This window comes from Rhizobium sp. BK313 (assembly GCF_014193655.1).
In the GTDB taxonomy this organism is placed as follows: domain Bacteria; phylum Pseudomonadota; class Alphaproteobacteria; order Rhizobiales; family Rhizobiaceae; genus Rhizobium.
The window spans coordinates 1-23231 of the sequence record NZ_JACHZQ010000012.1 but is presented as its reverse complement, the minus strand read 5'-3'; the positions used below and the strand labels follow the sequence as shown (position 1 = coordinate 23231).

The following is a 23231-nucleotide window of genomic DNA, read 5'->3' as shown; positions in this document are numbered from 1 at the left end:
ACTGCGATCGATGGAAACAGGAGATCGACCGTGGTTCCGGTTCCTGGCTCACTGGAAATGAGTAGATGCCCCCCGACCATCTGCGTAGTCGAGTATACCTGGGACAATCCCATCCCGACCGTTTTCGCCCCTAGTCTTAAGGAATGGACGTCCTGATCATAGCTCGTTCCACTTACGTTCCGGATGTCCAAGGGCTAGCGGTTATGTGGAATCTCGTCGAGATGGCTTATTGTAGCCTACCAGTTGGAGCGATGCCGTCCTCGGCGTTCTCCTTCACGATGGATAGGATGCCGCCCGTGGTGGTCGGCACAGCGAATACTCTAGTTTTGCCGCGGTGCAGATCCAGCAATAGTTTACCGAACTCTTCAAAGGATACGACCACGCCGGTCTCAATGAGCACGCGGACGAAATCCGGCATATCGAGAATAACCCGTTCTCGTTCCCCACCCTCTGTTATGACTAGCCGGAATCTGTGTTGATCCTTTTCGGTCGTGGATGAGGTCAAGGCTTATTCTAACGGAATCATTCATTTCGTTAGTCCAGTCGGAAAACCATGGCTCGAGCTTATCACAGATGAAAGCGTCCGGACTACCGGTGTCGCTCATCGTCCGCTCCGAAAAGGGTAGGGAAGAGTGGTCATGAAATTCATCGCCGCCCGGACAGGATCTTCCGTTTTGGCGAACTGCTGCTTCTCCTCGACCGTGATAGCAAACACCTGGCCGCCCATGCGCAGAAACAGCTTGTTGGGATCCATGCCAATCTCGGCCGAGCCGTCTTCTGGTAGTGCCGAGTGCAAAGCCTCACCGAGGTGATTGTAGACGTCGTTGCGCGTGGTCATCCGGTTTTCCTCTCGCGGGGCTGGTCCCAGCATAGCGGCGTGGTTGCGATCGTAGGCGCCTTTCACGTTGAAGACGAAGGATACCTGGTGCATTGCGTTCTCTCGATCTTGTCTATGCGTTCGTTATAGCAGCGGGCGCGCTGGCGCGACATCTGGTGATGAGTGGCTATTTCGTCAGGTCAGCGAACGGCAGAGGTGCGGCGTCGCCAGCCAGTTAGAGATGCGACACTGGCACCAACAGTCAGCCCCCGATCCGGCCGACGCGCGTTGTGCGCTTCGGTGCCTGCCACGACGACAAGGCTTTCGCGGTCATCCACAGTGTCAGGCTGCGCCGCAGCCGAAGGCAAGCCTTCATACTCCGCCCGAGTTTGTCATCTTGCCAATGCGATGGAGGTGGGCGGAGTTGTGTTTGAAAGGCAGCGTTGGAAAGTCCAGTTATTGAGCCTGCCACCCGCCCACGACGACGCGATTAACGATCCGCGCACCAACGTCCGATGCATCTCTTCCATCTAGACATGTCTATCAACGTGCGATTGGCCGGATCGGCCTCATAGGGCTTGCCGACATCGGTGGATACCTGCCACAACCTATTGCGAACTACCCCAAAAATTCGCGGGACCTTTCGGTGCGTCGGTGGGTGCAGTCCTCTGCCTTGTTTTCAGGACGGGGGTTCCACGCATAATATTGGTCTACAATCGCAGCATTGCCGTTCCGGGAGGAAACGATGTTTAGAATATGCGGTTTCTTAGTTGAGGCAGGGGTCTAAACGACGCTGGATATCCTTGACCAACTGGGCTGATTCCCCCGCGATTGCCGGTATTGTGCCCGATCGTCGCGAGATCGCAAAAGGCAGGCCGGCAAAATAAAGGCCAGCGGTCGTCACCGTCTGCCTTGTTACAGGGTCGGGTTGCTTGGAGCAAATTGAACGACGGCATCAACTCAAGGCAGTGCGGAGGCTGAGCCCCGTCAAAGCCAAAGAGATAGCGGCAAAGGATAAGGCTCGCCAGTCCATCGGGTTGCCGATCAGAAATCCGAAGCTGATAGAAATTCCTGCGTAGGCCAGTGTGGCTGCTGCCGTCACCCAAGCCAGCCCGAGGTCCTGGGGTCGATCGGCTCGCAGCCAATTCATCGCGGCCACAACAACAATGAGAACCGATACGCAGAGCGCCCAAAACAACGCATGCGGCTGACCCTTGTAAAACTTGAGCGACCCGATCGTGTGACCCGCAGCCCCCAGCACCAACAATCCTACTAGTGTCCTAGTCAACATTGTCATTCTCATCTCCGCCTGAATTTACGATAACCACCGCCGAAAAGCTCGATCGATTGATGGAGTCTTTTTAATTGAGGCGTCAATGCTGAGTTTTCAGTAACGCCGCTGGCCGCAACATCATCGAAGTCTTTTGGGCGTGTCGAGATCAAACCGATGCGTTTTGCAGTCTGTGCTCGATTTCTTCTAAGAAGCCGGGCAGTGGGTACCAGCTGGAATGGACGAGATGCAGCGCGCCGTTGATGCTTGAGACGCCAATGGTTTGCTCCGCATCGTGGCCTCGAAGGACCACCGGTGCCCAAAGGGCCTCGATCGTCAGATTCCCGATCGTAGATGAATACGGAACCTGCCCAAGATTGGAGACGAGCATGGTTTCGGAGAAGGCGTCTGCGTTGAAACGAGCGCCATCAGCTTCATCCATGTCAGTCGACATTGCCTCATAGACCGCGCTGAAGACGGGGGCTCCGCCCTCAAGCGTCTTCAGCGGAACTAAGGAAGCCGTGACTGATCTAGCCATCTCCCACGCATCGTCAGGTGCGTTGGGTTCGATCACCGTTGAAGCTTTTGCTATTGCAACAACGCACTCGTCGTTTAGCCCTAGTAGTTTACGAAGGTCCACCGGAGAAAAGATGCTTACCGCACCGTCGCGCCACGTTGGGTCAATGCTGCGCCCTGCCAAAGTTGCTGTGGCACAAACGATACCGTGTACAGTGGTCCTTTCAAGACGAGCACGCTCGCGAAGTAGGTTGGTCGTCTCAGGTTTGAGGACGAGGCTTGTTACGTGTACAGGCTTTTTCAGGCATTCGACAGCGAGCGTGTGCGAGAATTTCTTGCCAGGCGCCGATGATGGTCGTGTAGGAACACCCAATTTCTGGTCGATCGAGGGCGGGAATTCATAGGGATCCAGTAGCTGCCCCGAAATTGCCGAAAGCAAATCCCGCAGCATAAAGATCGATGACAAGCCATCAGCAATCGCGTGATGGGTGACCAGCAGAACGAAGGACTTCTCAAGCTCATGGATCAACACCACGCGAGCAAGCGGCCCCTCCGTCGGATCAAACAGCGTACTGATCTCACGTTCCGCTTCTCGCTCCCAGGTTGTTCCAGAAGGCGCGACGCGCAGCGGGATGGGGCGTCGGGAGCCTTTGTAGAAATGGGGCACTCGCTGTCGCGTGGAATCGATCGAAACAGATAGCATCGGATGACGCGCCTGCAATGCATCCACAGCCGCCCTCCAATCAGTCACGAGAGTTTGTCCTTTTATCTCCGCGACGATGCAGAAATGCTTGGGACAGCTATGATCGAAGAGCCAGAAGAACTCCTCAATGACGCCTAGCGGTCGCACAACGTCGAAATCGGTATCCAAAACGCTATCCTTTTCGTTCTAATGATTTGATTTTTGTCGGCCGTAAGAAGCTACTTGGATTGAAGTTGACACGGTGACGCCTCGCCGCCGAAAGCCCACGCTTGGGACATGGCGCCTGATACAGCGCTGACCTCCATAGCGTCAGCGATCACGGATTCATTGTGGTAGAGACGCTGCTCGTGCCCACTTTCGGGACCCGAAGTGCGCTTCCTGACCTAAATCGTATAATCCTACTGTCCCCGCGTTCCGAACGCCTTTACGTCACAACGACCGTGACAGTTGGTCATCGCTCTTCTTCGAAGTTTGACCTCCAAAGGCGACTTCCGATGAACACAGGAATTAGCTTTGGATACTGTTCGTGTTGAACAAGACGCCAAACCTGGCGTGCAGCTACCGATTGGCGGTCTATGGAAGCCAAGGAGAGGTTGCGGGTTGGGAGTGCCTCTGGTCCAGATCGTCCGAGGTCTCACTGCAATCATACGTGTGGTCCCGTAAGGACCACTTCCAGCTCGTGAGCGATCACTGAGCAGTTGTTGTTGCCTTTTCCGTCAGACGTCTTCCAACGCGTGTTGTCAGCTGGAAGCGCGCAATGACAGCTTGCAGTCGCAAATAAAAAGATGCGGCACCGCCAAGACGACCGCTTCACGACTTGCTTCTAGCGTCCATAACCGGTTCATGGAGTGCATCGGACAGATAGCGGCCGAAATCTGCCATTGATTCTGTTTCCCCGCTCTCCACCCAGATGATCTTATCGCGCAAGTATGCGACCATTGCCTGTAATTGCTGTGCTTTTTTTTCAAGCAGATCCAATTGTCCGCGGAGCACTTGGACGCTGCGCTCGCGGGTCATACGGCCTTCACGCCGCGCCTTGGCGATGCCTGCGATCTCCTTAAGCGACATACCAAGTGACTGCGCAATACGGATTATCCGAGCGGCCTGAACGTCCTCAGCGGAGAACAGTTGGTAAGGGCGGCGCCCGCCTTTGGCGGTTGTTTGCGGCTGAAGGAGGCCTAAGCGCACGTAGAAACGGATTGTATCCCGGCTAAGGCCGGCTGCAAGTGTGAACTCTGAAATCAGCATCGCTTTTCCTGTTGACTAGGGACTATGCTCCACACTTACAAGAACTGTCATCTTTTCATGTCAAAGGAAATAACAATGGGAATGGTGACAAAAAGCGCCAAGTTCAAAATTGGCGGGGAGCTGCCTGTCTGTCGGATGGGTTACGGCGCAATGCAGTTGACCGGGCCTGGGGTATGGGGACCGCCTGACGACGAAGACAATGCGCGCGCTGTGCTCCGCCGGGCGATCGAACTCGGCGTAAACTTCATCGACACCGCAGATGTTTATGGCCCCGATGACAACGAACGGACCATCCGCGACGCTCTCTACCCCTATCCCGCAGGCCTCGTCATCGGCACGAAGGGGGGCTTGGTTCGCGCTGGCCCTGCGACGCGGGAAAATCCTGGCATTTCCATGAATGGCTCTGAACGCCACATCCGGGGTGCAGTCGAAGGCAGCCTACGCAAGCTGAAGCTTGAATGCATCGATCTTTACCAACTCCATCGGATTGATCCGGTGATTCCTATCGAGGAGACCATGGGCGTCTTCCGCGCCCTTCGCGACGAAGGTAAGATCCGTCATGTTGGCCTTTCGGAAGTTGGTGTGGAGGAAATCGAGCGCGCGCGGTCTGTGCTTGAGATTGCGACGGTGCAAAACGTCTATAATCTCGTCACACGCATGCATGAGGACGTGCTTGCTTACTGTGAACAGAACATGATCGCCTTCATTCCGTTCTGGCCTCTACATTCCGGGCACCTGGCCAGATCAGAGGCGATGCATGATATAGCCAAGCGTTGCGGGGCGACCACTGCGCAAGTCGCGCTTGCGTGGCTGTTGCAAAAATCACCGTCGATCATTCTCATTCCCGGGACGTCATCGATTGAACATCTCGAACAAAATATCGGAGCCCTTGATGTGGAGCTGTCAGCGGCAGATATCGATGCACTCGAACTGATGGTCGGCAATCAGAGCTAGCTAAGCTTTCATTCGGACAAACCAGTTCGATTGCTACATTCGGGCGCGGAGCTGGTCTGTAAGTCAGTGCGACGCAGCCACGTTGCGAGCGCTCGGCAGTACCTTGCGGTATTTCGTTTCGATGTTCCGCCCAGCAGTATCAGGGCGCGCAGCCAAGATGTTGTTTTCCTGGCTGCGAAGGAGTGAGCTGTTAGCATTCGACTGACCCAAATAGAAGCTTGCGATCCATGTTGAGCGTTACCGCCGCTCAGACGAATAACCGCCCAACCTCAGTCGCTGGCGTTCCAGTCGCACGCAAACGACGGATTGACGAACCGCTGATTCTTGGGCAGGGAGGCGATCAGTGCCCTGTCTTCCTCATCCAGCCGGATCGACGCTGCCTCCAGATTGGCCTTCTGGGTTTCGGCTCGCGCAGCCTTCGGAATGGCGATCACCCCTTCCTGGCCGAGGAGCCAAGCAATTGCGACTTGCGAGCCACTAACGTTGTGTTTCCGGCCAATCGACTGAAGGATAGGGTCGCTTGCAGCCCGCCCCTGTGCCAGCGGCGCATAGGCTGTCAGCGCGATATTCTTGGCACGCAGGTACTGCAGCATCGGCGCCTGCGACAGATAGGGATGATACTCGATCTGATGAACGGCGATAGGAGCCTGTATCTCCTCCACAGCGCGTCTGATCATCGGCATGTTGAAATTGCAGACACCGATCGCTCGCGCATAGCCGTGTTCACGAAGACGCTCCATCGCGGTTAGGGTCGCCGCAATGTCCATGTCTGCCGAAGGCCAATGGACGAGAAAGAGATCAACATAATCCATCTTCAGCTTTTCGAGGCTCGTCGCGAAAGCCCGGTGCAGTGCGTCCGGAGCGAGTTGGTCGTGCCAGACCTTGGTCGTCACGAAGAGTTCGCGGCGATGAATGCCCGAGTCTGCGATCGCCGTGCCGACCGCCGCTTCATTCTCATACATCGCCGCAGTATCGATATGCCGGTATCCGAGCGAAAGCGCGCTTTCGACCGCCGGCTGCGCACTGAGGCCCGGCATCCGGAATGTACCGAGGCCGAGCCTCGGGATCCTGACATCTTGCGTTTCGATCATGTCCATCGAGTCTTCTCCTTCTGCACTGGCTGCCGATGCAGGCGGTGCATCCGCCCGCATCTTGATCCTCTTCTTAGGCGCGATCGTCGGTATTGGCCCCGGCCACCAGCGCCGCCACGACCTGCTGCAGGGATGTCGCACCCTTCGTCGACGACCGACCTCCGTCCTTGAAGTCGATCCAGCTTTCGTTGAAGCCGTCGAGCATGCGAATGCGCGGCATCGGATTCTTCATGCCCTGAGAAAGAAATAGTTCCTCCCAGGTATCGCGCTTGACGATCTCGACCTTGACCGGCCGGTTGAGCGCGCCTTCGAAGGCACGCGCCAAATCGTTCGGCGATACACGCTGAGCGGCCTCTAGTTCGACAACGCGTTTTCCGGTCCAATCCTCCTGGATCAGCTCTGCCGCCAGGATGCCGATGTCCTTTGTTGCGATCATCGGAAACTTCTTGTCGGACGGCTGAAGGAAGCTGTGGAGGACTCCCGAATCGCGTGCGGTGGCGACATCCCACAAAGCGTTTTCCATGAACCAGGCAGGACGCAGGAACGTCACGGGCAACTCAATTTTATCGAGGGCCTCTTCCAACATCGTGCGCTGAGACAGCAGATTGTCCTCTGTCGCGTCGGCGCCGATCGTCGACAGGCAGAGAACCCTTTTCGGGCGTGCCGTCTTTAGAGCGGTGACCACGCTGTCGATCACCTTTTGCGCCTCGGGATAGCCAGGTTCGGGGTCGAACTCGGACGGCGGAAGAATGAACACGGCTTCGGCGCCGGCAAAGGCCGCCGACAGCGCCTTTGCATCTTCCATCTCCGCTATCGCGATCTCGCAGCCGAGAGCCGCCCACGAAGCGCCCTTTGTTTGATCGCGAACGATCGCCCGCACGGCTTTACCGTTGGCGAGCAGCGTTCGGGCGAGTGCACCGCCGACTTTGCCGGTGATTCCAGTGATTGCAAACATGTGTGAGGTTCCATCTAAAATAGGAGGAGGGTTAAGCGAGTCCGTCATAGAGGCCGCGTTCGAAGTCGCCGTAGAGTGCAACGACACGGTCGTCATAGAAGGGAAGGAGCTGGGTAAAGAGGGATCCAGTGACCTTGCGAACCGGATCGATCCAGAAGTAGCAGTTGAGCAGGCCGGCCCAGGATACGCTGCCCGCGGAGCGGCCATGCGGTCCGGGCTCTGTATTGATATCGAAAGAATAGCCCCATTTATGTTTCTGATCCGGGAACTGATCGAAACTGTTGGAATAGGCCGGCGCGGCCGAGTCCATCTTTCGCACATTCAGATCGCCGATCTGGTTCTGCATCATCATCGCAACGGTCGCAGGCTTGAGGATCTGAGCGCCATTGAACTTGCCGCCATGCATCAGCGCCTGAAGCAGCATCATGTAGTCGCGCGGGGTGCTGAACGCGCCACCGCCACCCATGAAGAATTCAGGACGCTGGGGCATTTCGAAGGCCATGGCCTTCAAGCTGCCGTCGCTCTCACGGCTGAAGCATGTCGCGGTGCGACGCTTCTGCTCGCTGCCGATCAGGAACCCCGAATCCTTCATTCCGAGCGGCGCGAAGATGTTTTCGCGGAAATAGACTTCCAGGGACTGATCGCTGACCGCCTCGACCAGCTTGCCGGTCCAGTCCATGCTGATGCCGTATTGCCAGCGCTCGCCGGGTTCGAATTCGAGCGGCACGTTGAAGGCGGCATTCTGGCAGGTGGCGATATCAGGCAAACCGGTGGCCGTCTCGTAGCGCACTATCACATCACTCCAGTTCGCATAGGTGTAACCGGAGGTGTGGGTGAGCAGGTGATGAACCTTGATTGTATTTTTGGCCGGACGCAGCTGCGGCTGGCCGTTGGCGTAAAAACCCACGAGTACCTTGGGCGCAGCAAGCTGCGGCAGGTATTTCGATGCGTCGTCATCGAGCTTGAGGCGACCCTGCTCAATCAACTGCATGCAAGCGGTCGCCGTGATCGCCTTGGTCATCGACAGCAGCCAGAAGACCGTGTCGGGCCGCATCGGCGCGCCGGTTTCCGGGTTCGCCTTGCCGAACAGACCTTCGTAGATCATGCCCTTCCGCGTTGCCGCCATGACAACTGCGCCAGCAACAGTGCGATCGTTCACGGCCTTCGACATCGCAGCATCGATGGACTTGAACTTTCCGCCCAAAAGGCGCGGGCTTTCACTGGCTGCCTGGACCGCCGTCGCCCCAAGATAGGCCGCCGCAGCCGCCATGGTACCGCGCGCCAGCACGGTTCTTCTCGTCATCTCATTCATGATTTTCACCTTCAATCCAGACGGATCGCGGGTCTGGTAAACCGCTCGCCTTCCTGAGGCGGACGTCAATTTGCTAACACAGCGATGCGTGTTGCTGAAAGATCATAATGGTCATAACAAAAATGACAAAAAATCACTACTATTCGCCATCAATGGATGCGAGATCTTGGTCATGAGCTTCGATGGACGTCTTCTCACTGGAGTAAGCGTGTTCTTGGCGGTTGCCGACGCCGGCAATTTCGCCAAGGCCGCCGATGTATTGGGGGTGACCCCTTCCGGTATCAGCCGGGCGATCGGACGACTAGAAACGAGGATGGGCGTGCGCCTGTTTGACCGCACACCGCGTTCCGTCGCCTTGACCGAAGAGGGACGTCTGTTTCGTCTGCAGGCTCTACCGCTCGTCGCCGGTCTGGAGGAGGCCGCCGCGATCGCAGCGGGATCGGCGGCTGCGGTTGCCGGGAGGCTGCGCGTATCGATCGACCCATGGTTTGCAAGGATGGTATTAGCGCCTCAGCTTCCGCGGCTCACCGAAAAATATCCAGATCTGAAAATCGATCTTATGACGACGAATGCGCGTGACGACATGATGAGCGGGTTCGACGTGGCTGTCCGATTTGGCTCGACCAATGCCGGCTCACTAATAGCAAGAAAGCTTCTGGACATCCGCGTCATCACTTGCGCGGCCCCGGCCTATCTCGAGAAATTCGGCGAGCCGGCCCGGCCGGAGGATATAGATGGTTACGAAGTTATTCTGTTCCGAGACCCCGAGACCGGCCGAGCTTTCCCCTGGGAATTTCATCGAGGTAATGAAGTTGTCAGCGCGAAAGTCGACGGCAAAATCATTTTTGACGACCCATCCGCTGCGATTGCCGCCTGCATTGCCGGCCAAGGTATCTTTCAGAGCCTGGAGATCGGTTTGGATCCCTGGCTCAAAAGCGGCGGACTGAGACAAATTCTCAAAGACTGGTCGGACGAACATTATCCCTTGTATGCGTACCATCCGGCGCGTCATCTGCCACCGGCAAAGGTCCGAGCGTTCCTCGATTTTGTGCAGCAGATTGCCAAGGAAAAAGCGCGAGACGGCTGAGGGAAAAAGAAGATATCTTACTGGGCGGCTGCGAGACGCAACTGAACCGTTTTCGCCGTGGCGAATGATTTTACGTCGAGAAGAGACCGTCAAACGCTGTTTCTAAGGACCAGGGAGCCCGTCAGCATTCGAGTGATGCCGTCGTCGGTTGGCTTGATGTTTGTATCATCGATGAGGCCCAAAGCTTCCTGTACCATGAGCTCCACCGGCTGCCTCACCGTCGTCAGCCTGTAAGCATTCCATGAGGCCATCGGAATATCATCGAAGCCGACGACAGCAAGATCCTCCGGAACCCGAACGCCGCGTTCACGCGCAACGTCGATCAGGGCAAGCGCCATGATGTCGTTACAGCAGAAAATTGCGCTTGGAGGGTCCTTCATTGACAACAATGTCTGACCGGCAACATAGCCGCCAGGATACTCAAAATCGCCCAGGGACTGGGCGTGGGTGCTGACGCCAGCTTCGGCAAGCACCTCACGGAACCCACGAGCCCGTTCTGCATGCGTGGACGTATTGGCAACGCCGCCGATAAAGCCAATCTTGCGGTGACCGCGCTCCAGCAACAGTCGGCCGACATCCCGCCCTCCCTGATAGTTGTCGCAAGCAACCGCGTTTATTCGAATATCCCTTTGTACACGGTTGAGAAGGACCACTTTGATCTGATGCTGCCGGCAAGCCCGTGCCATCTTTGAGGTGAGCTGCGCCGAAGTTACGATGACCGCCGATGGTCGCGATGCCAAAATTTGATCTGTGGCGGCATCAACATCAGAGTTGGCAGGCAGCGCATAGACCACCAGCTGACGGCCACTTTCCTGAAGCCGCCTTGCCAAAAGGTCCAACACGGTTGGGTAGAAGGGATTCAATAGGTCACCTGCGACAAGGGTGATTGTCCCCTCTGCGATGACCTCAGCGGTTCTCCGAGCAGGGCTAATGTAACCAATAGCCTCCGCGGCGGCGAGGATCCGCTTCCGCTTTTCAGGATGGATCGGCGCATTCGGGCTGAATGCGCGTGAGACTGCTGAAAGAGAGACCTCAGCAGCGTGCGCCACCTGCTTCGCGGTCGGCTTATTGGTCGTTGACATTGAAATTTTTTCACTTTGTCGATGAAAACTTGCAATGAACTTTTAGCACCGTATTGTTTGCGTCGGAAGGGAGAACATCATGGCTATTACCTACCTCAAACGCGGCAAACCTGAATCTGATCGATCAGAGGATGATACCAAGGTTAGCAACGTCGTCGCTGACATCCTGAAGAACATTGAAACCCGCGGCGATGCGGCGGTGCGGGAACTGTCTGAAAAATTCGACAATTACGCACCACCATCGTTTCGGCTGTCCGCCGGCGAGATCGAATCCTTGGTAAACAAGGTTTCGGCACGCGATATGGAGGACATCAAGTTCGCGCAAGCACAGGTGCGTAATTTTGCGCAGGCACAGCGAGATTCGATGCTCGACATCGAAGTCGAAACGCTTCCCGGCGTGATCCTGGGTCATCGGAATATTCCCGTCCAATCGGTCGGCTGCTATATTCCCGGTGGCAGATTCCCTATGGTGGCCTCTGCCCACATGTCGGTCGTCACCGCCGCCGTTGCAGGCGTACCGCGCATAGCAGCGGCTACGCCTGCGTTCAAAGGGGCGCCAAACCCTGCCGTAATTGCGGCGATGCACCTCGGCGGCGCCCATGAGATCTATGTGTTCGGCGGCGTCCAGGCGATCGGTGCTTTAGCTCTTGGCACCGAAACGATCAAGCCTGTCGACATGCTCGTCGGACCCGGTAATGCTTTCGTCGCCGAGGCAAAACGTCAGCTCTATGGTCGCGTCGGGATTGATCTCTTTGCGGGTCCGACTGAAACGATGGTGATTGCTGACGAAACAGTGGACGCCGAGCTTTGCGCGACCGACCTGCTTGGTCAGGCCGAGCACGGCTACAATTCGCCGGCTGTTCTGCTCACCAACTCGCGCAAGCTCGCCCAAGGCACGCTTGAGGAAATTGACAGGCTTCTCGCGATCTTGCCGACAGCTGACACCGCTTCCCGAAGCTGGAGCGACTATGGCGAGGTTATCCTTTGTGACAGCTACGAAGAGATGCTCGAAGTTGCCAATGACATAGCCTCCGAGCACGTACAGGTCATGACCGACCGCGACGATTGGTTCCTTGCCAACATGCATTCCTATGGAGCGTTGTTCCTCGGCCCGCGGACAAATGTCGCGAACGGCGACAAGGTTATTGGCACAAACCATACGCTCCCGACCAAAAAGGCTGGTCGCTACACCGGCGGACTGTGGGTCGGAAAGTATCTTAAGACGCACTCCTATCAGAGGGTGTTGACCGACGAGGCTGCGGCCAAAATCGGGGAATACTGCTCACGCCTCTGCATCCTGGAGGGTTTCGTGGGTCATGCCGAACAGGCCAACGTGCGCGTTCGGCGCTACGGTGGCAAGAATCTGGCGTATGGAGCGGCGGCTGAGTAGCCGCCGCCGAGACAGGGTTTAGGTGATCTGATGACGTTAAAGTTGCCCCGCACCCCGTCCTTCAGGTTGGACGGCAAGACCGCGCTCGCGGTTGGAGCATCCTCCGGGATCGGCCAAGCGGCCGCTGTGGCGCTCGCCGAGGCGGGTGCCAAGGTGACCCTTGCGGCGCGTTCAATCGACAAGCTCGATCTAACCGTTGGCGCTTTGCATGCCCTGGGTCTTTCCGGCTCCGCGCTCGCGCTGGACGTCGGGAACGTCGAGGCTTTGGAGGAGACGATCGCGTCTCTTCCTGCCTTCGACATTCTTGTCAACAGCGCGGGCCTTGCGCGGCATGGTCCTGCGTTGACGACCACTCCTGCGGATTTCGACGCGGTCGCGTCGATCAATCTGCGAGGAGCCTACTTCCTGACACGGGCCGTCGCCAAACGTCTTATCGAAGCTGGGCGGCCCGGCTCGCTCATTAACGTTTCCTCCCAAATGGCTCATGTCGGCGGTGTAGATCGCGCCGTCTATAGCGCCACCAAGCATGCCGTTGAGGGCTTCACGAAGTCTATGGCGATCGAGTGGGGTCGTCACGGGATTCGGGTCAATACCATCTGCCCGACGTTTATCAGGACGCCGCTCGCCGAACAGACCCTTTCCAATCCAGACCGGCTCCGCTGGATCCAGGAGAAGATCAAGCTCGGCCGCATTGGTGAACTTGAAGACATCATGGGACCGGTCACGTTCCTCGCCTCCGATGCCTCCTCAATGATCACAGGAAGCGCTCTCATGGTGGATGGCGGCTGGACAGCGGATTAGCACAGAACGAGGTTTCAACATGAGAATCGGTGTTCCGCGAGAGCGAGCCGAGGGTGAGGCGCGGGTCGCGTTGACGCCCGAGAGCGCATTGCAGCTGCAAAAACTTGGCCATGAGTGCTTCATTGAGGCTGGAGCTGGCTTAGGGGCCGGCATTTCGGACGATGCCTATAGTTTGGCGGGCGTAGAGGTTGTCAACGCGACGAGGGCGCTGGTGGCGACAAGCGATGTGATTGCCAAGGTACGCCCCCCCACTGCCGACGAGATCGCACAGCTCCGCGATCGACAGACGCTGATCTCGTTCTTCTATCCGGGTCACAACAACGAGCTTCTGGAACTCGCTCGTGCGAATGGCCTCAACGTGATCGCCATGGACATGGTTCCGCGCATCTCGCGGGCGCAGAAAATGGATGCTCTGTCGTCGATGGCGAACATCGCGGGCTATCGCGCGGTGATCGAGGCCGGCAACAATTTTGGCCGCTTCTTCACCGGCCAGATCACTGCTGCCGGCAAGGTGCCGCCCGCCAAGGTTCTCGTGATCGGCGCCGGTGTTGCCGGCCTTGCGGCAATCGGCACCGCCACCTCGCTCGGCGCCATCACTTACGCCTTCGACGTTCGCCCCGAGGTGGCAGAGCAGATCGAGTCGTTGGGAGCCGAATTCGTCTATCTCGACTTCAGCGACGATCAGCAGGACGGCGCAATGACGGGCGGATATGCCGCCCCATCCTCGCCGGAGTTCCGCGAGAAGCAACTGGCAAAGTTCCGTGAACTCGCTCCGCAGATCGACATCGTCATCACTACCGCGCTGATCCCCGGCCGCGATGCGCCAAAGCTCTGGCTCGCCGACATGGTGGCGGCCATGAAGCCTGGCTCGGTCATCATCGACCTTGCCGCCGAACGCGGCGGCAACTGCGACCTGACCGTCGTCGACCAGAAGTTCGTTTCCGATAACGGTGTCGTGGTGATCGGTTATACCGACTTCCCGAGCCGTATGGCGGCCCAGGCCTCGACACTTTATGCCACCAATGTCCGCCACATCATGGCCGACCTGACGCCGGGCAAGGACGGCAAGCTCGTCCACAATATGGAAGACGATGTCATCCGCGGCGCGACCGTCACCTTCGAAGGCGCGATCACCTATCCGCCGCCGCCGCCCAAGATCCAGGCGATCGCCGCGAGCAAGCCCAAGGAGAAGGTGAGGGAACTGACGCCTGAGGAGAAGCGGGCACGGGAAGTCGCCGCCTTCAAGGCGCAGACCAGGAATCAGGGCCTTCTGCTTCTCGCCGGCACGGCATTGCTGCTTCTCGTCGGCGCCTACGCGCCGGAAAGCTTCATGGGCCATTTTGTGGTCTTCATGCTCGCTTGCTTCATCGGTTTCCAGGTGATCTGGAACGTCTCGCATTCGCTGCATACACCGCTGATGGCGGTGACGAACGCCGTCTCCGGCATCGTCATCCTCGGCTCGCTGCTGCAGCTCGGCTCCGGCAATTGGCTGGTCATGGTGCTTTCGGCGCTGTCAGTCCTGATTGCCACGATCAACATCGTCGGCGGCTTCCTGGTGACACGGCGCATGCTCTCCATGTTCCAGAGGTCCTGAGCCGGCATAAGGGGGGAATAATCATCACCATCGGTATCGCCTCTGCCGCCTATGTTTCTGCGGCCGTTCTCTTCATCCTGTCGCTTGGCGGGCTCTCCGGCCAGGAAAGCGCCAAGCGCGCCGTCTGGTACGGCATGGCCGGCATGGCGCTTGCCGTCATCGCCACGGTCTTTGGACCCCAGGCTCTCGGATCCCAGGTTTTGGGGTCCGAGGGCGGCAAAAGCGCCAGCACCTGGCTCATCGTCCTCGTGATGATCGCCGGCGGCGCGCTCCTCGGCACCATCGTCGCAAGGCGGGTGCAGATGACCGAGATGCCGCAGCTCGTGGCAGCGCTGCATTCCTTCGTCGGCCTGGCGGCTGTCTTCATCGGCTTCAGCGCCCACCTCGAAGCGGCCCGCATCGCCGTCATGGATGAGACGGCGCGGGCGACCCTCGAAGGGTTTGCCGGCACCCTCGCCCACAAGACACCGGTCGAGCTCGCGATTATGAAGGTCGAGGTGTTTCTCGGCGTCTTCATCGGTGCGGTCACCTTCACGGGTTCGGTCATCGCCTTCGGCAAGCTTGCCGGCAAGGTGGACGGCAAGGCGAAGAAACTACCGGGCGGCCATGTGCTGAATGCCGGCGCGGTCCTTCTCTCCTTCACTCTGCTCATCGTCTATTCTAATGGCGGCGCGGCCTGGGCACTGATCGTGATGACGCTTCTTGCCTTCTTCGTCGGTTATCACCTGATCATGGGCATCGGCGGCGCCGACATGCCCGTCGTCGTCTCGATGCTGAACTCCTATTCCGGCTGGGCGGCAGCCGCGATCGGCTTCACGCTCGGCAACGACCTCTTGATCGTCACCGGCGCCCTGGTAGGCTCCTCCGGCGCCATCCTCTCCTACATCATGTGCAAGGCGATGAACCGCTCCTTCGTCTCGGTCATCCTTGGCGGCTTCGGCACGACCACGGGGCCGGCGATGGAGATCATCGGCGAGCAGATCGCCATCGATGCCGACGGTGTTGCCGCGGCGCTAAACGAGGCCGACAGCGTCGTGATCGTCCCAGGATACGGTATGGCGGTCGCGCAGGCTCAAGCTGCCGTGTCCGAGCTGACCCGCAAGCTGCGCGCCGCTGGCAAGACGGTCCGCTTCGCGATCCACCCGGTCGCTGGCCGGCTACCCGGCCACATGAACGTGTTGCTTGCTGAGGCCAAGGTGCCTTATGACATCGTGCTCGAAATGGACGAGATCAACGACGATTTCCCTGCGACCGACGTCGCAATCGTCATCGGCTCCAACGACATCGTCAACCCGGCCGCCCAGGAGGATCCAAACTCGCCGATCGCAGGCATGCCGGTTCTCGAAGTCTGGAAGGCAAAGCAGGTCTTCGTATCTAAGCGCGGCCAGGGCACCGGTTATTCCGGCATTGAAAACCCGCTGTTCTTCAAGGACAATACCCGCATGTTCTATGGCGATGCCAAGACGTCGATTACAGCGCTCCTCAACCAAATCTGACCCATCCAGCACCGTGAGCGCTTTTCGCCGTCGCGCAAGAGACGCACGTCGTGTCTCCGGCCAGGTGCTTTCTGCCGACCCTTGAAAAAATGCGGTTTCGTTTGATGACCTTCCGGTGATGGGTTCACTCCCGCCTGGGACATTCTCGAGTTTCCCACAGCGGCATGTTGGTTGCTTGCCTGTTTCCTCACCGAGGCGCCTGCGCCACCTTGTTCGCCTGAGATCGACAGGCGCGCTCGTTTTTCACAGGCGCTGATAACCAGTGTCCACCCCGTCGCCAGAGGTGGGGGGGCCGTCGGGCCAAACCAGCAATTTCTACCACTAAGTGCGCCATTATCGCGCTTCGAACGGATATGACAGGCTAATTGCGTGAGGCCTTGCCAAAGCCTAAACTTCGAGCTAAGTTATCAATCGATAACGAAGGAGGAGCGCCGCGATTGCGTTTCGTTACCAGTGTTCCTGACAACCAATGGGAGGATGTTATGAAAATTTCTCACACTATGGCGCGTTGCCTCCGGGGGGCAGCCGCAGTTGCTCTGATGGCTGCATCATTCTCGGCTGGCAGAGCGTACTCTGCGGATCAAAGCTTGATCGATGCGGCGGTGAAGGAAGGGCACCTAACGTACGCAACGAACATGACGGCCCCTGAAACGCAGAAGGTCCTCGAAAAGGCATTCCGCGAAACTTACAAGCTACCCGAATCCTTCCAGATAGAAGGTTATACGGCCGACTCGTCAGGAGTGGTTGCGCGCGTAGGTCAAGAGATGGCGGCCGACAAGGTATCCATCGATTGGGTTGCGGTGAACTCCGAGTCATTCTGGCGAGGTCTGGCAAAGAAAGGTGCCTTGCTCGAATATTGCTCCGAAAGTTACAAGACCCTTGTTTTCCTCAAGCGAGCCAAGGTCCTGGACGGCGGGTGCTACTTTCAGGCCGCCTCGGTTATCGTCTTCGGGGTGATGTGGAACCCTGCCTTCGTAAGTGAGGACATTACAAGCTGGGCGCAGCTCTCTGACCCCAAATACAAGGGGCAGATCATCATTGGCGACGCCCGAAAATCTGCTGGCTACCTTGATCAGTATGCCGGTCTTCGCCAGGCAAATGTCTGGACCGACGAATGGCTGCAAAAGATGAAGGCGCAAGACCCTTTCTTCGTCGTTCGATCGACGGATATCAGGGACCGTGTCATGTCGGGCGAGTTTCCGATTGCGATCTTTGGTTTTGGCCCTCGCGCTTACCAGGTGCGTGATCAGGTTCCTTTGAAGATGGCTTGGCCGAGTGAAGGTATCGTGGCAACGGGAAGCTATGCAGGAGTGCTGGCTAAAGCGCCCCACCCAAACGCAGGCAAGCTTTGGACGGACTTTATTTTCAGCGAAAAGGGGCAAGAGATCCTTGTCGAGCAGGAGGGAATTTCGTCCATCTCGAAAGTCAGGATTCCTGACGATGCTGTGCCATTCATCGCCGCTGTCGACAAGATCAAAACCGTATCAGTTGACTGGGACGCAATGACCCAGGAGGCGCTTGATAAATGGCGCACCGATTTTCGGCGAGTCTTCGGGGAGTAATGGCTATGCTTAGTGAGGTGATGATCGAGAGGAAACGGTCAATGAGGCCGAATATACCGAGCGATCGGATCGTTCAGGTTTTGGCCAGCATCTTTGTGTGCGCCATTATCATACTGCCGATGGGCGTCATCCTTCAACAAGCGCTGACAGTCGTGGGCCTCGACGGCACGAAAGAGCTTGGTTTGGACAACTTTGCACGGGCGTTCCAGACGCCTGTGTTCTTGAACGCGGTCACGAATACGATCCTGATCAGTACCGGAACTACTTTGCTCGCCTCTGTAGTTGGCGTGTCGCTCGCCTGGTTTGTCACTCGCACCGATCTTCCTGCGAAGCGACTGCTACATGTATGCAATACGATCCCCTTTTACCTTTCGCCTTTTATAGGCGCGATCGCGTGGACATACCTGACGGCACCTCGCGTTGGCTTGCTCAATGCTGCGGTCAACAGCCTCTTTGGCGTATCTGCAAGCCCGTTCAACATATACAGCCTATTCGGCATTATTTGGGTCCAGGGCATCTTCTTCGCTCCAGTCGTCTACATCATGACCTGCGCGGCATTGCAGCAGATGGACCCCTCACTCGAAGAGAGCTCGCGTTCGTGCGGACGCGGCATAATCTATACGATGTTGCGGGTCACGCTTCCGTTGGCAATGCCATCGATCTTGTCCTCGGTTATTCTGACGTTTGTCGCGTCGGCAGGCGAGTTTGGTGTTCCGTTGACGATCGGCGTTCCCCGAAACATTGAGACGGTCAGCACGCAAATTTTCGAGGTGTTGCAGAGGGCGCAACCTGACTACGGCATGGCCGCTACCCTGGGAAGCCTCCTTGGAGCGGCAACGATAGTATGCGTGCTCTTATATCGACACATGATTCTTCGCCGGAACTATATCACGCTGACCGGCAAAGGCTTCAGGCCAGCGACGCTCCGACTTGGGCCTTGGCGGTGGCTTGGGTTCGCATTGAATATCGTCTTCTGCCTTGTGGCCGTTGTGCTTCCTCTCATGGCACTCGCGCTTCAGTCATTGCAAAGCATTTGGCTTGGGTCGTTCAGGTGGTCGCAGTTCACACTAGGCAACTATAAGTATGTGATTTTCGAGAACGAGGTCACGATACGCGGGTTCGAAAATTCGCTGGTTCTTGCTCTCGTCGGGGCAACGGTCGGTGTTCTGCTGAGCGTGATCATCGCGCAGACTATCTATCGAAGCCGGCTTCCCGGACAGCGTCTTATCGATGTTGTGACATCGTTGCCGGTCGGAATTCCCGGAATTGTTCTGTCCATGGGATTTCTACTGATATCTTTGCGCAGCCCTCTCTACGGCACGCTCATCGTCATGCTGATAGCCTATCTTTCTCGTGACCTGCCGCTGGGACTGCGAAGCGTATCCGGCGTCATGCTATCGGTTTCTCCGGAACTTGAAGAGGCCTCGCGTTCCTGTGGCGCAGCTTACAGCCGTACCTTCCGGCGGGTCACGCTGCCACTACTGAAGCCTGGACTCCTGGCTGGTTGGGTTCTGCTCTTTGTACTCTTTCTTCGAGAGTTGCCAATGTCCATCCTTCTCTGGCAGCCAGGTACGGAAGTGACCTCCGTAGCACTTTGGCAGCTACTTGAGCATGCAACAAGCGGTAAGGCGGCCGCCTACGCCATGCTGCAATCGTTCGTCATCCTCGGTGTTGTCGTAATTTTTCAATTCGCCACGAACAAAAGCAGGGAGCATTAAAATGAGAGGATCGAGCAAACAGGCCTTTCTAGAAGTTGACCACATCGAGAAGAGTTACGGTGCGATGAAGGCCGTGGACCGCGTGAGCTTCTCGCTTGCCAAAGGGGAGTTCCTCACTTTGCTCGGACCGAGCGGGTGTGGCAAGACGACCTCCCTGAGAGCGATCGCGGGTTTCGAGACGATTACTGCTGGAAGAATTTCAATCGATGGCGAGCCAGTCTCCGACCCGGCAAACAACGTGCACCTGCCTCCTGAGAGGCGCCAATTCGGCATGGTCTTCCAGTCTTACGCGGTATGGCCTCACATGTCCGTTGCGGAGAACGTAGCTTACGGTCTCCACAACCTGAAATTGAGCAGAGCGGAAAGAGATCAGCGCATCAGGCGTGTCCTGGCGAAGGTCGGGTTAGAGGCTCAGCTGGAACGGCCGGCAACGATGTTGAGCGGTGGCCAGCAGCAACGCGTCGCTCTCGCTCGAGCGATCGTCTATGAGCCGAAGGTATTACTATTCGACGAGCCTCTAAGCAACCTCGACGCGAAGTTGCGTGAGGCCATGCGGCTTGAATTGCGGCGCTTGCAGGCGGAGCTCGGTATTACTTCGCTCTATGTGACCCACGATCAGGAGGAGGCAATGGTCGTATCCGACCGCGTGATCGTCATGAGCGGAGGGCACATCCAGCAGATTGGTTCGCCTTCTGAGATTTACGATCGTCCGGCCAACCGATTTGTCGCGGATTTCATTGGCTCGAGCAACCTACTCAGTGCGAAAGTTTCGAGGTACCAGGACGCCAGAGCTGTTGTCGAGACCAACGAACTCGCCGGGGCGGAAATTCTCTGTGACGCCCCCACACCGTTGCAGCCCGGATCGACCGTTACACTCAGCTTCCGTCCCGAGCACGCGACCTTGAGTGTCGAGCCCGTCGGGAAGGGTCGGAACGCCCTTTCCGGCCATGTTAGCGGACGCATCAACATGGGAAGCCACCTTGATTACCGTATCGCGATCGGCACAGCAGAAATCCGAGTTACTGCTCCGAGAAGCGTCGAGATTCCCTTGTCGCAGAAGGTCGATGTGGTTCTAGACTCACAGCGGATCCTTGCGCTTGCCTCTTAACGAACGAAAGGTTGGATCGCGATCGGGAAGGAAAGGTCGCCTTCCTTCCCGATCGTGGTCGCGCGGCCGAGAATTGTGACCTGGCGTGCATGATGAAGCGAACTGGCAGGATTATTCAATCACGTGTACACGTGCATCGCTTCGACCGCCAATGAAACCGGGGGCCGCGCAGTAACCTGCATGCCTTAATAGGTCATCGTGCGGTGGAAATCAGCCATGCAAGTGCGCCGTCTATGGACCTGAAATCAGCAAGCGATCTGGAACGCAGCTCTTTGCACTGATCACGCGCGATCGCCGTCAAGTCAGAACCAGGAAGGAGTTCGAACAATGTATCGCATCCCGGCTCCTTCAAGCTCGCAAGACACGTCAACCAGTCCAATCGTGTATTCAGCTGCCCTGACAGCTTCGCGATCGCCTCTTCCTTCGTTCGAGCGCAGGACCCGTCGACGCCGGACAAAACCGGAAATGACGGGGCCTGAAACGGCGTCTCCGACAAGGCCCTCTGGAATGCAGACACGGCAGGCGTCACAAGCGGTGTATGAGAGGCCGCGGTTATTGGAAGCGAAGTCGTTCGAGCCCCCAGGCTTTGTCTACCCGGGTAAGAATGTCGACCACTTCATTCACTTGAGCAATAACGACCCTCGCCGAAACGCCGTAGCCTCGACGATGACGGCTGTCCCTTCCGTATTCCCACCGGCTGTAAAGATTGCCATCCCTATCGGCAGCCTGAGCGCAGATTAGTGCGACCCTCGGCGTCAGATCTACGAAGTAACGGCCAAAGAGTTCGAGATACGTATGAATCGCGCTAGCCGCGTCGCCTGCGGGCCGGCGAAGGAGAAATCCAGTCGAGAGGCGATACCCGTTTCGAATATGTCGAGGTGCTCGGGCAAAGCCAGCACGGATTGGACAATGTGTAGCCCGCGCACGACAGCCGGATCGACGTTGCTAAGCGCCGAGGCGAGAAAATCAGCCTGTTTTTGATTGTTTCCTTCCAGGCAAAGACGATCGCGAGGCTCGATCACCGCCTGCATGAGCGCTGTCGCATCTGAAGCAGCTACCATCTTGCCCGAAGCGAATCTCGCTCCTCGTTCCAGTCGATCACGCTCATTTCTGCTCAGCTCGTTCCACATGCGTTATCCCTGGTGTAAACCACCAAAGAATACATTGAAGCCATGTGATGGCAATAAAGGATTTTTATGTCCCAATATATTGCCGTAAAATATACATATGTGCTAGTGAGCTGGGCCGCAGCAGAGGAGGCGAGTTTGCAAACGCATTCAAACTTCAAGGGAATCCGGTCACGCAGACCTGCCCTGATCGATCAGGTCACCTACGAGACGTGGTATCGGGAAAGCGTCGAAGATCCCGACCAATTCTGGGGCAAGCACGGCCAGCGGATCGACTGGTTCAAGCCCTATACCAAGGTCAAGAACACGTCCTTCACCGGCAAGGTCTCGATCAAATGGTTCGAAGGCGGTCTGACCAACGTTTCCTACAATTGCATCGACCGCCACCTGAAGAAGAACGGCGATAACGTGGCCTTCATCTGGGAGGGCGACAACCCCTATATCGACAAGAAGGTCACCTACAACGAGCTCTACGAGCACGTCTGCCGGCTGGCGAATGTCTTGAAGAAGCACGGCGTCAAGAAGGGTGATCGCGTCACCATCTACATGCCGATGATCCCCGAAGCCGCCTATGCGATGCTCGCCTGCGCGCGTATCGGCGCGGTGCACTCTGTCGTCTTTGGTGGCTTTTCCCCGGAGGCGCTGGCGGGCCGCATCGTCGACTGCCAGTCCACTTTCGTCATCACCTGCGACGAGGGCCTGCGCGGCGGAAAGCCGATCCCGCTCAAGGAAAACACCGACACCGCGATCGATATCGCCGCCAAGCAGTATCTCATGGTCAAGAATGTGCTCGTCGTGCGCCGCACCGGCGGCAAGACCGGCTGGGCGCCGGGCCGCGACCTCTGGTATCATCAGGAAATCGCCACGGTGAAGGCGGATTGCCCGCCGGTGAAGATGAAGGCGGAAGACCCGTTGTTCATCCTCTACACGTCAGGCTCGACCGGCAAGCCGAAGGGCGTGCTGCACACGACAGGCGGCTATCTCGTCTATGCGGCGATGACGCATGAATATACGTTCGATTATCATCCCGGCGATATCTACTGGTGCACGGCCGATGTCGGCTGGGTCACCGGCCATTCCTATATCGTCTATGGGCCGCTGGCGAACGGCGCGACCTCACTGATGTTCGAAGGCGTGCCGAATTTCCCGGATCAGGGCCGCTTCTGGGAGGTCATCGACAAGCACAAGGTCAATATCTTCTATACGGCGCCGACGGCGATCCGTTCGCTGATGGGCGCCGGCGACCAGTTCGTCAAGCGCTCGTCGCGCTCCAGCCTGCGCCTGCTCGGCACGGTCGGCGAGCCAATCAATCCGGAAGCCTGGGAGTGGTACTACAATGTCGTCGGAGACGGCCGTTGCCCGATCGTCGATACCTGGTGGCAGACGGAAACCGGCGGCCA

The 23231-nt window shown here is 57.6% G+C and carries 19 protein-coding genes and 1 pseudogene; 10 read left to right on the top strand and 10 right to left on the bottom strand.

The genetic code is table 11. The annotated features are described in order from the left end of the window. Positions 1-226: 226 nt before the first annotated feature. The 5 genes from FHT86_RS35425 to FHT86_RS35405 all read right to left on the bottom strand — a co-directional run bounded on the left by FHT86_RS35425 (position 227) and on the right by FHT86_RS35405 (position 4554). Complete coding sequence (locus FHT86_RS35425) at positions 227-418, bottom strand: hypothetical protein (protein WP_133704453.1); 192 nt, start codon at positions 416-418, stop codon at positions 227-229. Positions 419-601: 183 nt separating this feature from the next. Further along, the gene (locus FHT86_RS35420; RefSeq protein WP_133704452.1) at positions 602-838 is read right to left on the bottom strand and encodes a hypothetical protein; all 237 of its coding nucleotides are present in this window, start codon (positions 836-838) and stop codon (positions 602-604) included. A gap of 934 nt (positions 839-1772) precedes the next feature. Continuing rightward, on the bottom strand, positions 1773-2114 hold the full coding sequence (locus FHT86_RS35415; RefSeq protein ID WP_133704451.1) for a hypothetical protein: 342 nt from the start codon (positions 2112-2114) through the stop codon (positions 1773-1775). A gap of 142 nt (positions 2115-2256) precedes the next feature. Further along, entirely contained in the window at positions 2257-3474 is a 1218-nt protein-coding gene (locus FHT86_RS35410) for a phthiocerol/phthiodiolone dimycocerosyl transferase family protein (RefSeq protein WP_133704450.1), read from the bottom strand. Positions 3475-4116: 642 nt separating this feature from the next. Then, on the bottom strand, positions 4117-4554 hold the full coding sequence (locus FHT86_RS35405) for a MerR family transcriptional regulator (protein WP_133704449.1): 438 nt from the start codon (positions 4552-4554) through the stop codon (positions 4117-4119). Between the two features lie 75 nt (positions 4555-4629). Between FHT86_RS35405 and FHT86_RS35400 the strand changes: the two genes are divergently transcribed. Continuing rightward, positions 4630-5508 carry an aldo/keto reductase gene (locus tag FHT86_RS35400; protein ID WP_133704448.1) on the top strand — a complete coding sequence of 293 codons (879 nt, stop codon included), beginning with the start codon at positions 4630-4632 and terminating at the stop codon, positions 5506-5508. Positions 5509-5777: 269 nt separating this feature from the next. Here the strand turns inward: FHT86_RS35400 and FHT86_RS35395 are convergent, their stop codons facing one another. The 3 genes from FHT86_RS35395 to FHT86_RS35385 all read right to left on the bottom strand — a co-directional run bounded on the left by FHT86_RS35395 (position 5778) and on the right by FHT86_RS35385 (position 8866). Continuing rightward, positions 5778-6605 carry an aldo/keto reductase gene (locus FHT86_RS35395; RefSeq protein ID WP_133704447.1) on the bottom strand — a complete coding sequence of 276 codons (828 nt, stop codon included), beginning with the start codon at positions 6603-6605 and terminating at the stop codon, positions 5778-5780. Between the two features lie 67 nt (positions 6606-6672). Then, the gene (locus FHT86_RS35390; protein ID WP_133704446.1) at positions 6673-7554 is read right to left on the bottom strand and encodes an NmrA family NAD(P)-binding protein; all 882 of its coding nucleotides are present in this window, start codon (positions 7552-7554) and stop codon (positions 6673-6675) included. A gap of 31 nt (positions 7555-7585) precedes the next feature. Then, complete coding sequence (locus tag FHT86_RS35385) at positions 7586-8866, bottom strand: serine hydrolase domain-containing protein (RefSeq protein ID WP_133704445.1); 1281 nt, start codon at positions 8864-8866, stop codon at positions 7586-7588. A gap of 88 nt (positions 8867-8954) precedes the next feature. Here FHT86_RS35385 and FHT86_RS35380 point away from each other — a divergent pair, with 88 nt between their 5' ends. Beyond that, positions 8955-9953 carry a LysR family transcriptional regulator gene (locus tag FHT86_RS35380; RefSeq protein ID WP_312862657.1) on the top strand — a complete coding sequence of 333 codons (999 nt, stop codon included), beginning with the start codon at positions 8955-8957 and terminating at the stop codon, positions 9951-9953. An 89-nt stretch (positions 9954-10042) separates the two neighbouring features. Here FHT86_RS35380 and FHT86_RS35375 read toward each other — a convergent pair whose 3' ends face one another. Then, the gene (locus FHT86_RS35375) at positions 10043-11035 is read right to left on the bottom strand and encodes a substrate-binding domain-containing protein (RefSeq protein WP_133704444.1); all 993 of its coding nucleotides are present in this window, start codon (positions 11033-11035) and stop codon (positions 10043-10045) included. Positions 11036-11114: 79 nt separating this feature from the next. Between FHT86_RS35375 and hisD the strand changes: the two genes are divergently transcribed. The 7 genes from hisD to FHT86_RS35340 all read left to right on the top strand — a co-directional run bounded on the left by hisD (position 11115) and on the right by FHT86_RS35340 (position 20704). Further along, a complete protein-coding gene (gene hisD / locus FHT86_RS35370) occupies positions 11115-12425 on the top strand; it encodes a histidinol dehydrogenase (protein WP_133704443.1) in 1311 nt (436 codons plus the stop codon). Between the two features lie 30 nt (positions 12426-12455). Continuing rightward, positions 12456-13226: an SDR family NAD(P)-dependent oxidoreductase gene (locus tag FHT86_RS35365; protein WP_166656683.1), complete on the top strand. Its 771-nt coding sequence runs from the start codon at positions 12456-12458 to the stop codon at positions 13224-13226. Between the two features lie 19 nt (positions 13227-13245). Continuing rightward, positions 13246-14820, top strand: a complete 1575-nt coding sequence (locus tag FHT86_RS35360) for a Re/Si-specific NAD(P)(+) transhydrogenase subunit alpha (protein WP_133704441.1) — start codon at positions 13246-13248, stop codon at positions 14818-14820. Positions 14821-14843: 23 nt separating this feature from the next. Continuing rightward, positions 14844-16316, top strand: coding sequence for an NAD(P)(+) transhydrogenase (Re/Si-specific) subunit beta (locus FHT86_RS35355; RefSeq protein ID WP_133704502.1), 1473 nt, complete (start codon positions 14844-14846; stop codon positions 16314-16316). 437 nt (positions 16317-16753) lie between these two features. Beyond that, on the top strand, positions 16754-17878 hold the full coding sequence (locus tag FHT86_RS35350; protein WP_133704440.1) for an ABC transporter substrate-binding protein: 1125 nt from the start codon (positions 16754-16756) through the stop codon (positions 17876-17878). A 41-nt stretch (positions 17879-17919) separates the two neighbouring features. Beyond that, on the top strand, positions 17920-19596 hold the full coding sequence (locus FHT86_RS35345) for an iron ABC transporter permease (RefSeq protein WP_166656682.1): 1677 nt from the start codon (positions 17920-17922) through the stop codon (positions 19594-19596). A 1-nt stretch (position 19597) separates the two neighbouring features. Then, a complete protein-coding gene (locus tag FHT86_RS35340; protein WP_133704438.1) occupies positions 19598-20704 on the top strand; it encodes an ABC transporter ATP-binding protein in 1107 nt (368 codons plus the stop codon). A 552-nt stretch (positions 20705-21256) separates the two neighbouring features. On the opposite strand, the pseudogene FHT86_RS35335 reads toward FHT86_RS35340, so the two are convergent. Continuing rightward, a pseudogene (locus FHT86_RS35335) lies at positions 21257-21834 on the bottom strand (malonate decarboxylase subunit alpha). A 162-nt stretch (positions 21835-21996) separates the two neighbouring features. Between FHT86_RS35335 and FHT86_RS35330 the strand changes: the two are divergent. Beyond that, positions 21997-23231 (top strand): acetate--CoA ligase (locus FHT86_RS35330; protein WP_409527650.1); only part of this gene is annotated, 1235 nt, incomplete at its 3' end.

Excerpts from the sequence above, each read along its gene's own strand:
- FHT86_RS35425 (WP_133704453.1), bottom strand. The coding sequence starts at position 418 with ATGCCGGATTTCGTCCGCGTGCTCATTGAGACCGGCGTGGTCGTATCC.
- FHT86_RS35420 (WP_133704452.1), bottom strand. The coding sequence starts at position 838 with ATGACCACGCGCAACGACGTCTACAATCACCTCGGTGAGGCTTTGCAC.
- FHT86_RS35415 (WP_133704451.1), bottom strand. The coding sequence starts at position 2,114 with ATGACAATGTTGACTAGGACACTAGTAGGATTGTTGGTGCTGGGGGCT.
- FHT86_RS35405 (WP_133704449.1), bottom strand. The coding sequence starts at position 4,554 with ATGCTGATTTCAGAGTTCACACTTGCAGCCGGCCTTAGCCGGGATACA.
- FHT86_RS35400 (WP_133704448.1), top strand. The coding sequence starts at position 4,630 with ATGGGAATGGTGACAAAAAGCGCCAAGTTCAAAATTGGCGGGGAGCTG.
- FHT86_RS35395 (WP_133704447.1), bottom strand. The coding sequence starts at position 6,605 with ATGGACATGATCGAAACGCAAGATGTCAGGATCCCGAGGCTCGGCCTC.
- FHT86_RS35390 (WP_133704446.1), bottom strand. The coding sequence starts at position 7,554 with ATGTTTGCAATCACTGGAATCACCGGCAAAGTCGGCGGTGCACTCGCC.
- FHT86_RS35385 (WP_133704445.1), bottom strand. The coding sequence starts at position 8,866 with ATGAATGAGATGACGAGAAGAACCGTGCTGGCGCGCGGTACCATGGCG.
- FHT86_RS35375 (WP_133704444.1), bottom strand. The coding sequence starts at position 11,035 with ATGTCAACGACCAATAAGCCGACCGCGAAGCAGGTGGCGCACGCTGCT.
- hisD (WP_133704443.1), top strand. The coding sequence starts at position 11,115 with ATGGCTATTACCTACCTCAAACGCGGCAAACCTGAATCTGATCGATCA.
- FHT86_RS35365 (WP_166656683.1), top strand. The coding sequence starts at position 12,456 with ATGACGTTAAAGTTGCCCCGCACCCCGTCCTTCAGGTTGGACGGCAAG.
- FHT86_RS35360 (WP_133704441.1), top strand. The coding sequence starts at position 13,246 with ATGAGAATCGGTGTTCCGCGAGAGCGAGCCGAGGGTGAGGCGCGGGTC.
- FHT86_RS35345 (WP_166656682.1), top strand. The coding sequence starts at position 17,920 with ATGAGGCCGAATATACCGAGCGATCGGATCGTTCAGGTTTTGGCCAGC.
- FHT86_RS35340 (WP_133704438.1), top strand. The coding sequence starts at position 19,598 with ATGAGAGGATCGAGCAAACAGGCCTTTCTAGAAGTTGACCACATCGAG.